The organism is Micromonospora sp. KC606 (assembly GCF_004348675.1).
GTDB lineage: Bacteria > Actinomycetota > Actinomycetes > Mycobacteriales > Micromonosporaceae > Micromonospora.
The window spans coordinates 1-10,659 of the sequence record NZ_SMKN01000199.1 but is presented as its reverse complement, the minus strand read 5'-3'; the positions used below and the strand labels follow the sequence as shown (position 1 = coordinate 10,659).

General features: G+C 73.7%; 12 protein-coding genes and 2 pseudogenes. 5 read left to right on the top strand and 9 right to left on the bottom strand.

Annotated features, from left to right (window positions below; all coding sequences use genetic code 11):
• Positions 1-349: cellulose binding domain-containing protein (locus tag E1193_RS25790; RefSeq protein WP_207922863.1), on the top strand; the 349-nt coding region annotated here is incomplete at its 5' end.
• A gap of 194 nt (positions 350-543) precedes the next feature.
• Positions 544-1,131, top strand: coding sequence for a general stress protein (locus E1193_RS25785; RefSeq protein WP_132185778.1), 588 nt, complete (start codon positions 544-546; stop codon positions 1,129-1,131).
• Between the two features lie 178 nt (positions 1,132-1,309).
• On the opposite strand, the gene E1193_RS25780 is transcribed toward E1193_RS25785, so the two are convergent.
• The 8 genes and pseudogenes from E1193_RS25780 to E1193_RS25745 form a co-directional block, all read right to left on the bottom strand.
• Positions 1,310-1,714 carry a GNAT family protein gene (locus E1193_RS25780; RefSeq protein WP_243707898.1) on the bottom strand — a complete coding sequence of 135 codons (405 nt, stop codon included), beginning with the start codon at positions 1,712-1,714 and terminating at the stop codon, positions 1,310-1,312.
• 73 nt (positions 1,715-1,787) lie between these two features.
• On the bottom strand, positions 1,788-3,053 hold the full coding sequence (locus tag E1193_RS25775) for a HAMP domain-containing sensor histidine kinase (RefSeq protein ID WP_132185776.1): 1,266 nt from the start codon (positions 3,051-3,053) through the stop codon (positions 1,788-1,790).
• Positions 3,050-3,742: a response regulator transcription factor gene (locus E1193_RS25770; RefSeq protein WP_132185775.1), complete on the bottom strand. Its 693-nt coding sequence runs from the start codon at positions 3,740-3,742 to the stop codon at positions 3,050-3,052. Before E1193_RS25770 ends, E1193_RS25775 begins: the two co-directional genes overlap by 4 nt.
• A gap of 10 nt (positions 3,743-3,752) precedes the next feature.
• A complete protein-coding gene (locus E1193_RS25765; RefSeq protein ID WP_132185774.1) occupies positions 3,753-4,625 on the bottom strand; it encodes a trypsin-like peptidase domain-containing protein in 873 nt (290 codons plus the stop codon).
• A 26-nt stretch (positions 4,626-4,651) separates the two neighbouring features.
• Positions 4,652-5,611, bottom strand: coding sequence for a VWA domain-containing protein (locus E1193_RS25760; RefSeq protein WP_132185773.1), 960 nt, complete (start codon positions 5,609-5,611; stop codon positions 4,652-4,654).
• Positions 5,608-6,591, bottom strand: a complete 984-nt coding sequence (locus E1193_RS25755; protein WP_132185772.1) for a DUF58 domain-containing protein — start codon at positions 6,589-6,591, stop codon at positions 5,608-5,610. The genes E1193_RS25760 and E1193_RS25755 overlap by 4 nt, the downstream gene beginning before the upstream one ends.
• Positions 6,588-7,565: pseudogene (locus E1193_RS25750) on the bottom strand (MoxR family ATPase); the annotation flags it as partial. The gene E1193_RS25755 and the pseudogene E1193_RS25750, both read right to left, overlap by 4 nt.
• Positions 7,566-7,642: 77 nt before the next feature.
• Positions 7,643-7,924 carry a hypothetical protein gene (locus E1193_RS25745; protein WP_132185771.1) on the bottom strand — a complete coding sequence of 94 codons (282 nt, stop codon included), beginning with the start codon at positions 7,922-7,924 and terminating at the stop codon, positions 7,643-7,645.
• Between the two features lie 419 nt (positions 7,925-8,343).
• Here E1193_RS25745 and E1193_RS25740 point away from each other — a divergent pair, with 419 nt between their 5' ends.
• Both E1193_RS25740 and E1193_RS25735 read left to right on the top strand, forming a co-directional pair.
• A complete protein-coding gene (locus E1193_RS25740; RefSeq protein WP_132185770.1) occupies positions 8,344-8,823 on the top strand; it encodes a MarR family transcriptional regulator in 480 nt (159 codons plus the stop codon).
• 11 nt (positions 8,824-8,834) lie between these two features.
• On the top strand, positions 8,835-9,821 hold the full coding sequence (locus E1193_RS25735; RefSeq protein WP_132185769.1) for a pirin family protein: 987 nt from the start codon (positions 8,835-8,837) through the stop codon (positions 9,819-9,821).
• 48 nt (positions 9,822-9,869) lie between these two features.
• Here E1193_RS25735 and E1193_RS33855 read toward each other — a convergent pair whose 3' ends face one another.
• On the bottom strand, positions 9,870-9,998 hold the full coding sequence (locus E1193_RS33855) for a hypothetical protein (protein ID WP_279433393.1): 129 nt from the start codon (positions 9,996-9,998) through the stop codon (positions 9,870-9,872).
• 137 nt (positions 9,999-10,135) lie between these two features.
• Between E1193_RS33855 and E1193_RS25730 the strand changes: the two are divergent.
• Positions 10,136-10,659: pseudogene (locus E1193_RS25730) on the top strand (phospholipase); the annotation flags it as partial.

Sequence of the window (10,659 nt, the reverse complement as noted above, 5' to 3'; positions counted from 1 at the left end):
GACCACGACGCCCCCCACGACCACCCCGCCGCCGGCTGGTGGCTGCGCCGTGACCTACACCCCGAACTCCTGGTCCGGTGGCTTCACCGCGGACATCCGGATCACCAACCGGGGCGCCGCGATCACCGGCTGGACCCTCACCTTCCACCCGGGGGCCGGGGTCCGGCTGAGCAACGGGTGGAACGGAGAGTGGAGCCAGTCCGGCGACCGGGTCACCGTCCGCAACCTCGCCTGGAACGGAAACCTGCCGGCCGGCGGCACGGTCAGCGTCGGCTGGCAGGGCACCTTCACCGGCGGCACGCTGCCCACGCCGTCGGCGTTCACCCTCAACGGCACCGCCTGCTCCTGACGGACGCCACTCGTCCGGTCCGGGTGTTCCCGGGCCGGACGAGCCCTGTCCGGAACCGCAGCCGGGCCGGCGGGGGTGAACGCTGCCCTGTCCACGGTCGCTGCTACCCCCGGGCGGCGCGGCGGCATTCCTCGACCGGCCCGGGTTATCCGGCCACGCCCCGGGAACATCTGTGGTTGACGAAGGAGGACGAGATGACCAGACCCTCAGCCCCGACCGCCACCTGGCGTCCCGGGATGCCGGGCGGCGACAACCTCCCGTCCGGCCCGGCCGGACGGCCGACCCCGTCCAGGGGCGACGGCCACGGCCCACAGGCGGAGACACCAACCGTGACGATCGGCTCGTACCCGGACTATCCGTCCGCACAGCGGGTGGTGGACTATCTGGCGGACAACCGCTTCCCGGTGGAGCACACCGCGATCGTGGGGACGAACCTCACGTTGGTGGAGACCGTGCTCGGCCGGCTCACCACCGGCCGGGCCGCCTTGCTCGGCGCGGGCACCGGAGCCTGGTTCGGGCTCTTCATCGGCCTGCTGTTCGGCATCTTCACCGTCGGCAACTGGCTGGCGGTGATCCTGGTCGGGCTGGTGATCGGCGCGATCTGGGGCGCCGTGTTCGGGGCGGTGGCGCACGCGATGTCCGGCGGTCAACGCGACTTCACCTCGGCCAGTTCGCTGCGGGCGGGGCAGTACGCGGTGATCGTGGAGGCTCACCTGGCCGACCAGGCGCGTCAACTGCTGGACCGGATGCACCTGACGCCGACCGGCGCGACCGCCCGCTGAGGCGACCCTGCGACATCCCGGCGCCGCCCGGCGTCGGGGTGTCGCGCGTCAGGCCACCCTCGCCGGCCCCGGTTCCGTGTTCTCGCTCACCTGCGATGGGCGGCAACATCCGCGAGACGGCCAGGTCCGCTCCCGCCGTTCGCACCGGTCGGGGTCGGTCCGTCCCTGGCAGGGGCGGTCAGTCGTCGGTGGCCAACCGGGCGTGCAGGTGCTCGTCGTGGCGGCGGCCATCGCCGTACCGGTACGCCTCCCCCAGGGTGCCCTCGGCGCGGTAGCCGGCGCGCTCGGCGACCCGGCAGGAGGCGGGGTTCGCCACCGCGTGGCAGAGCTCGATGCGGTGCAGCCGCAGCTCGGCGAGGGCCCAGCGGGTCAGGGCCGACACCGCCCGGGAGGCGACACCCGCGCCACGGGCGGCAGCAACCGTCCAGTAGCCGACGGAGGCGTCCTCGCCCCGGATCTGGTGCAGCGACACCGAGCCGAGGACGAGACCGTCGGTCGTGTTCCACGAGCGGACAGTGTGCCACCGCCGTCGGCGAGTGGCCTCGTTCTTTTCGAGCACATTGACCGCCGGCGTCGGGACCACTGCGCCATCCGCAGGACAGCCCGCCGGAGCCAGCGCTCGCCAGCACCCGGACCGTCCCCTCCAGACGATCAACTCACTGTTGCCCGGCACCAACGCCCGGTGGTTGGGCGCTCGCCGCCGGCACGGGCTGGGCTTTCAGGGGCGACGAGGCCGGGGGCGGGTCGTCGTCGGCGCGGTCGATGGCCGGCAGCCAGAGCACGAAGGTGGCGCCCGCGGTCAGCCGGGAGAAGAGCGCTGCCTGCCCGCCGTGCGACTCGACAATCTGCCGGACGATCGCCAGGCCCAGGCCGGTCCGCCGGCCACCGGAGGAGTCCCGGCCGCTCTCCCCGCGCCAGAACCGGTCGAACACCCGGTCCTGGTCGGCCTCGGCGATGCCCGGTCCCTCGTCGGCGACGGCGAGCCACAGCCATCCGCCGACCTGCCCGGTGGCGACGGTGATCGCCCCGCCGGGCGGGGAGAGCCGCACCGCGTTGGACAGTAGATTCCCCGCCGCGCGGCGCAGCGCGTCCGGGTCGCCGATGCAGACCAGTTCACCGTCGAGGGCATACCGCAGACGCAGCCCGCGTCCGGCGGCGAGGGGGGTGACGTCCTCGCCGGCCTCGCGGGCGACGGCGCTCAGGTCGACGTCGGTGTCGGTGATGGTGTCGGTGTCGCGGCGGGCGGTGGCGAGGAGGTCCTCGATGAGGCGGGACATCCGGGTGGTGGTGCGGTCCACGGCGGCGACCGCCTGCGCCCGCTCCTCGTCCGTGGCGTCCGGCGAGGTCAGCGACGCGTCCAGGTGGGCGCGGATGATCGCCAGCGGGCTGCGCAGCTCGTGGGAGGCGTCGTCGATGAGCTGCCGCTGGGTCCGGAACGCGTGGTCCAGCCGGTCGAGCATGGAGTCGATGGTGTCGGCGAGGTCGCGCAACTCGTCGCGGGGGCCGCTGAGCCGGATACGCCGGGAAAGGTCCGTCGCCTGGATCTCCCGGGCGGCGCGGGCGATGGCGCCCACCGGGCGCAGGGCCCGCCCGGAGAGCACCCAACCGATGCCGAGGCTGGCCGCGAACAGCCCGCCGAGCGCAACCAGGGAGTAGTCCCGCAGCGTCTCCATCAGCCGCAGGTTGACCTCGCTCTCGATCTGCTCAACCGCCGCGACCTCGATAGTGGTGCCGATGGGCACCGCCCGCCCGTCGCGCTTGAGCTTCACCAGCTGCGCCTCGTAGCGCTCGGTGACCGGTTTCGGGTCGACCGCCCGGTCCACCGCCACGTACGCCACGAGGAGGCCGGCGCCGGCCAGCGCGAACAACAGCGTCGAGTAGAGCACGGTGAGCCTGAACCGGATCGACCGGAAGATCCTCATGCTGCCTCCCGCAACCGGTAGCCGCGCCCGACCACCGTCTGGATGGGCGGGTCGCGGTCGCCGTCGGCGAGCTTACGACGCAGCGTGCCGACGGTGACCCGGACGGTCTCGGTGAACGGGTCGACATTGGCGTCCCAGACGTGTTCGAGCAGTTCTTCGGCGGGCACCACCCGGCCGGGGCGGGTCATCAGGTACTCCAGCACGCCGAACTCCTTCGGCGTGAGCCGCAGCCGCCGCCCGGCGAGGTACGCCTCGTGCCGGGCCGCGTCCAGGGTCAGGTCACCCACGGTGAGCACGGCGCCGGTGCCGGCGGTGTCGCGGCGGAGCAACGCCCGGACCCGTGCCAGCAGTTCGGCCAGGGCGAACGGCTTGACCAGGTAGTCGTCGGCGCCCTCGTCGAGCCCTCGCACCCGGTCGCCGAGCGTCCCGCGGGCGGTGAGCATCAGCACCCGCAGGTCCCGCCCGCCGGCCACCTCGACGTCGCCCCGGCGGATCGCCCGGCAGATGGCGAAGCCGTCCGCGTCGGGCAGGTTGATGTCGAGGAGCATGAGGTCGTACGCGTTGACCAGCAGCAGCTCGTACGCCCCGGCGGCGTCGGCGGCCACGTCGACGGCGTACCCGGCCCGGGCCAGGCCGACACGCAGCGCGCCTGCCAGGTCTTCCTCATCCTCCACCACGAGCAGCCGCATGACCGGAAACCTATCTTCTCGCGATGAGGCTCGCCGCCACCCGCTGGGCCCGCTCGACCGGGATCGCGAAGCCGATCCCGATGCTTCCGCCGCCCTCCAGCGTGGCGATCGCGGTGTTCACGCCGACCACCTCACCCCGCGCGTTGACCAGTGGGCCTCCGGAGTTGCCCGGATTGATCGAGGCGTCGGTCTGCACGGCGGCCTGCCGGGCGCCGCCGCCGAGGCGTACCGGGCGGTCCAACGCGCTGACGATCCCGGCGGTGACGGTGCCGGAGAGCCCCAGGGGCGAGCCGACGGCGAGTACCGGCTCGCCGACCCGGGCCTGCCCGGGCGCCAGCGGCAGCGCCGGCAGCCGGCCTGCCCCGTCGACCCGCAGCACCGCGATGTCGCTGTCCGGGTCCCGGCCGACGAGGCGGGCGGTCAACCGGCGGCCGTCCTGACCGACCACGGTGATGGTTCCGCCTCCGGCGACGACGTGGTTGTTCGTGACGATGTGGCCCTGGTCGTCGATGACGAACCCGGAGCCGCCGCCTGCGCCCACCCGCACGGAGACCACCCCGGGCAGGGCCCGCGCCGCCGCGGCGACGAGGTCGGACGGTACCCCCGCGGCGGGGCCGGGCGGCGGGAGCGCGGCCGGCACGGGGCCGGCGGGTGCCGGCGGGTCCGGCGCGGCGAGGTGGCCGGCGACGCCTCCGGAACCCGCCGACACCGCGACCAGGGCCAGGCCCGCCAGCAGCAGCCGCGGCCACCGCCGGTCGGCCGGTGCCCGCGCCGGGCGGGCCTCCCCCGGTGGTACGCCCGCAGGGCCGGTGCCGGGCACGAGGTCCGGTGAGGTGAACCACGGGCCGCGCGGCTCACCGAGACCGGTTTGGGTGATCGACATCGCGGATGCCTCCTTACTCGAACGGGTCAGGGCAGACGGGAGAACCAGAGCATCGACGTCGCGGCGGCGAGCAGCGCCAGGACCAGAGCGAACCCGATGAACCGCGCGGACACGTCCTGCCGTTCGCTCTCGTAGCCGACCGATGAGGCGATGTCGGCGTACACCGCGTGCAACTCGTCGCTGCTGCCTGCCTCGTGGTAGCCGCCGCCGGTCTGCTCGGCGACCGCGCGCAGCGTCTGCCCGTCGACCGGCACGGCCTGGCCGCCTCCCCCGGAGCCGATCCTGCCGTCCGCGGTGCCGACCGAGATCGTGTCCACCGGGACACCCAGCTCGGTCGCCGCCGCGGCGGCCTGCTCCGGATCCCGGCCGGCGGTGTTGGCGCCGTCGGAGAGCAGCACCACCCGCGCCGGCGGCGGCTCCTCGGCGGCCCGGGCGTCCAGGGTCCGAATCGACTCCAGGGAGGTGTCGATCGCCTCGCCGATGGCGGTGCCCTGCATACCGGCCACCCCGTCGGCGAGCCGGTCGATGCCCGCGGCCAACGCCGCCCGGTCGGTGTCCGGGGCGACCAGCACCGACGCGTTGCCGGCGAACGCCACCAGCCCCACGTTGAACTCCTCGGGCAGTCCGTCGACGAACTCCCGGGCGGCGTCCTTGGCCGCGTTGAGCCGGTCGGGTGCGACGTCGGTGGCGAGCATCGACCGGGAGACGTCGACCGCGACGATGACCGTGGCCCGCTCGCGCGGCACCCGTACCTCGTCGGTCGGGCGGGCGAAACCGACCACCAACAGCCCCAGCATCGCCAGGAACAGGCTCGCCGGCACATGCCGGCGCCATGCCGGGCGGCGCGGCGCGACCCGGTCCAGCAGCTTGAGGTTGGTGAATCGGACGGCGTAGCGGCTGCGGCGGCGCTGTAGCACCAGGTAGCCGACGGCCAGGGCCGCCACCCCGGCCAACAGCCACAGCCGGTCCGGGGACTGCCAGGTCACGCGGCACCTCCGGTCGGCGGTCGGGCGGCGCTGGCGAGCCGCCGCTGGGTGAACACATGCCGCACGATGTCGGCGATCCAGTCCCGGTCGGTGGACAGCCGCAGGTGCGCGGCGCCGCTGCGCCGGATCGCCCCTGCGACCGCCAGCCGCTGCGCGGCCGCCGCCGCCGCGTACCGTTCGCGCAGCCGGCGGCTGCCGGTCGACACCTCACGGCGCCGCCCGCTCTCCGGGTCGACCAGTGTGATCAGCCCGACGTCCGGCAGCTCCCGCTCACGCGGGTCGGACACCTCGACGGCGAGGACCTGGTGGCGGGCGGCGAGACGGCGCAGCGGCTGCTCCCAGGACGGTTGGGGGCCGGCCGCCCCGCTGATGCCCTCGTCGGGCAGGCCGTCGAGGAAGTCGGAGACCACGACGACCAGGCCGCGCCGCGCGGCGGCCCGGCGCAGTCCGTCCATGCCGTCGGTGAGCGAAACCGGTGCCGCCGCCGGCAGCCCGCGCGGCACGTCCAGCAGTGTGCGCAGCAGGCCGAGCAGGTGGATCCGGCCGGCGCGAGCCGGAAAGCGACGAACCCCCTCGTGGGTGAGCGCGTGCGCGCCGAGCCGGTTGCCGGTGGCCGCGGTCAGGAACCCGACCGCTGCCACCGCCGCCACCGCGAGTTCCCGCTTCTCCAACTCGGCGGTGCCGAAGTCCATGCTCGGCGTCGCGTCGACCAACGTCCACGTGGTCAACTCCCGGTCGGCGTCGACCGTGCGCACGTGCGGCACGGTGGTGCGGGCGGTCACCGACCAGTCCATTCGCCGCACCTCGTCCTCGCCGGGCCGGTACTCGCGGCTGCCCGCCGGTTCACTGCCCAGGCCGGGCAGCAGGCCGAGGTAGCGGCCGTGCAGCAGCCCGTCCAGGCGGCGGGTGACGGTCAGCTCCAGTCGGCGCAGCCGCCGCTGCGGCGCGAGGTGCCGGATGGTCGCCCCGTGCCCGTTCACGCGGCGGCTCCGAGACCGGGGCCCTGGTTGTGCTGGGCCGGTGCGATCTGCGGCAGCGGCACCGCGTCGACCAACCGTCGCACCAGTGCGGCCGCGTCGACGCCGTCGGCGACCGCGTCGAAGGACAGCACCAGCCGGTGGGTCAACACATCCACCGCGACCTCCTGCACGTCGTCGGGGAGCACGTAGTCGCGCCCCCGCAGCAGCGCGAGCGCCCGCGCGGCCGCCACCAGCCCGAGCGTGGCGCGGGGGCTCGCCCCGTACGCCAACTGCCCCGCCACGTCCGGCAGCCCGAACCGGGCCGGCTGCCGGGTCGCCAGCACCAGCCGGACCACGTACTCGGCCAGGGCGTGGTGCACGAACACCTGCCGGGTCAGCGCCTGCAGGGCCACCAGCCGATCCGGGTCGAGCACCGGGCGGGCGGCCGGTCGTCCGCCACCCATCCGGTAGAGAATGCCCAGTTCCTCGTCGTCGGTGGGGTAGTCGACCACCACCTTCATGAGGAACCGGTCCCGCTGGGCCTCGGGCAGCTGGTAGACGCCCTCGGACTCGATCGGGTTCTGGGTGGCCAGCACCAGGAACGGCGTCGGGACCGGGTAGCTGCGCCCGCCCAGTGAGACGTGTCCCTCGGCCATCACCTCCAGCAGTGCCGACTGCACCTTCGCCGGTGCCCGGTTGATCTCGTCGGCGAGCACGAGGTTGGCCATCACCGGCCCGAGCTCGATGTCGAAGCTCTCCCGCGAGGAGCGGTAGATCCGGGTACCGAGGATGTCCGACGGCACCAGGTCCGGGGTGAACTGGATGCGCGCGAAGCTGCCACCCACGGCGGCGGCCAGGGTTTCCGCGGCGAGGGTCTTCGCCACTCCGGGGACCCCCTCCAGCAGGCAGTGCCCCCGCGCCAGCAGCGCGGTGAGCAGCCGCTCCACCAGCCGATCCTGTCCGACGATGACCCGCTTCACCTCGAACAGGGTCTGTTCCAGCAGCCGGGCCGCCTGGGTGTGGTCGAGGCCCTCGGTGACCTCGGCCTCGCTCGCCACTACCGGCGCTGCCGTCACAGTGCCTCCTGCGGCGTGGTCGACTGCTGCGGGGCGGCCGGCTGGCCCGACTCGCCCGTGCCGGGGGCGGTCGAAGCCCCGCCGTCCTTGCCCGGGCAGTCCTCACGGGACCACCGCTGCCCGGCGCCGCCGGTGGTGACGTCCTGCTCCCTTTCGGTCACGATCTGCACGACGGGCTTGGGGGCGGTGTCCCCGGCGGCGTACGCCGCGCCGCCGCCGACGGCCAGGGCAACGGCGACTCCGGCGAATGCCAGCCCGGTCTTGACGCTGATCCGCATGATTTCCTCCTCGGTCTCATCGGTGTGGCGGGTGCCCGACGAACGGGGGGCGCCGGGCACCCGCCGGCATCGAGTTGACCAGAGAGGACCGAAAGACAGCCGAAGATCGCTCATCACGCGTCACGTCCTGCGGCCGACTCCGCGTCGGTCGGGTTCGAATCGGTCGGGATCGGTGTGCGGGATGCGGCAAGGTGTTGTCTCCGATGAGTGGGAAGCAGCGCTTTGCCGTAAACGGCGGCCCTGGCGGCGCGCAGCCCGCCCGCGGGTAGCTCGACCCGAACACCGGCACCACCTTCGCCGGCGCTGCGCGCGGAAGGTGGTTCAAATTCCGATTACCAAGCCTGGGGGTGTCCCGTCGACTGATCACCGCTGAACTCAGGGACATTGTTGAAATTTCAAAGAGTGCTACTCTCGCAGTTGTGACAGAGGGTCTGGACGGCGCGCGGATGGCGGGCTGGCGCGCGTACATCGAGGCGAGCCAGCGGCTGTTCACGCGCCTGGAGGACGACCTGCGCGCCGACAGCGGGCTGAGCTTCGCCGACTACCACGTGCTGGTCCTGCTCTCCGAGGCGCCGGGGCAGCGGCTCCGGATGGGAGAGCTGGCCGACCGGCTGGTCTTCTCCCCCAGCCGGCTGACGTACCAGATCTCGTCCATGCGGCGACGCGGCCTGGTCGCCCGGGAGTCCTGTCCGCAGGACCGCCGGGGCAGCGAGGCCGTGCTCACCGCCGCCGGGCTGCTCGCTCTGCGGGAAGCCGCGCCGGGGCACCTGGCCTCGGTCCGCCGGCATCTGGTGGACGACCTCGACGACGACGAGGTCGCCACCCTGACCCGGGTCTTCGCACGGCTCGGCCGGCGCCTGCGCGCCGACCGTGACGCGTCGTCCACCCCCAGCGAATGAAGGAGACCGCGATGCCCGCCATCACCGTCGAGGACGTCCTCGTCCTGCCCCAGCTGCCCCGGCTCGACGAGACCACCAGTTACCGCCCGGTGCGCCGCCTGCTCACCGCTCCGAGCGGGTACGAGGGTGAAGGGTTCCCGGTCCGCCGGGCCTTCGCCGGAGTGCCGATGACCGAGCTGGACCCGTTCATCCACCTGGACCAGATGGGTGAGGTGGACTACGCCCCGGGCGAGCCGAAGGGCACCCCCTGGCACCCGCACCGCGGCTTCGAGACGGTGACCTACATGATCGACGGGATCATGGACCACCAGGACTCGCAGGGCGGCGGCGGGACCATCACCAACGGCGACACCCAGTGGATGACGGCTGGCAGCGGCCTGCTGCACATCGAGGCGCCGCCGGAGCACCTGGTGGTCAGCGGCGGCCTCTTCCACGGTCTCCAGCTCTGGGTCAACCTGCCCCGGGTGGCCAAGATGAAGCCCCCGCGCTACCAGGACATCCGGGGCCGGGAGGCGGCGCTGCTCACCACCCCCGACGGCGGCGCGCTGATCCGGGTCATCGCCGGCGAGGTGGCCGGGCACCAGGGCCCCGGGTCGACGCACACGCCGATCACCATCACGCACGTGACGCTCCAGCCGGGCGCGGAGCTGAGCCTGCCCTGGCGGCCGGACTTCAACGCGCTGGTCTACGTGCTCGGCGGCCGGGGCGCCGTCGGCACCGACCGACGACCGGTACACACCGGCCAGCTCGCCGTGCACGGCGCCGGCGACGCGCTGCGGGTCACCGCCGACGGCCGGCAGGAATCGCGTACCCCCGTGCTGGACCTCTACGTCATGGGCGGCCAGCCGATTCGGGAGCCGGTGGCGCACTACGGGCCGTTCGTGATGAACACGCGGGCGGAGCTGGTCCAGGCCGTCGAGGACTTCCAGGCCGGCAGGCTCGGGGTGGTCCCGGCCGAGCGGGTGCCGCACACCGGCGGTCAGGGCGAGCGGCCCTGACCGCACCGGGCGGCCCGGCCACCGGGGCACCCGGTGGCCGGCCCGGGGTCAGGAGACGGCGAAGATCCCGGCGACCCCGAGGATCACCATCAGCAACACCGCCAGGATCGCGCCCCGCTCGCTCTCCACGACCTGCGGCGATGTCTCGGTCACGGAGTTCGTGGTCTCGGCGGGCATGCTGGTGCCTCCTCGGCGTCCGTATTCGCAAGGGATGCGGTGGGTCGCCCCGTGGGCGCGTGCGGATCGCCTCCGGCGTGCGCACGCCCGGCGGGGGACCTACCGTGAGGACGTTGTCGACCTCGGGGGGCTGGAACGTGGCGATCGAGGAGTGGTTCCTCACCGCTGGGGAACGCGCCAACCCGGTCTCGGAATTACCCGTGTGGGCGTCGGGAAACCTCGCCGAGCCGCTCATTCACGGTGCCGCGTACTTCGACCGGCTGGTCACGGAGGTGGCGGCGCTCGGCCCCGGCGACCACCTGTTCTTCACCGACTGGCGGGGCGACCCGGACGAGCGTATGCGCCCGGACGGCCCCACGGTCGCACAGCTCTTCGCTCGGGCCGCGCAGCGCGGCGTGGTGGTCAAGGGCCTGGTCTGGCGTTCCCACCTCGACGCCCTGTCCTACAGCGAGGCAGAGAACCGCAGCCTCAGCGAGGCGATCTGCGCGGCCGGCGGCGAGGTGCTGCTCGACCAGCGGGTGCGCCGCGGCGGCTCGCACCACCAGAAGCTGGTGGTGCTGCGGCACCCTGGCGCACCGCAACGGGACGTCGCGTTCACCGGCGGCATCGACCTGTGTCACAGCCGCCGGGACGACGCCGCGCACCGGGGCGACCCGCAGGC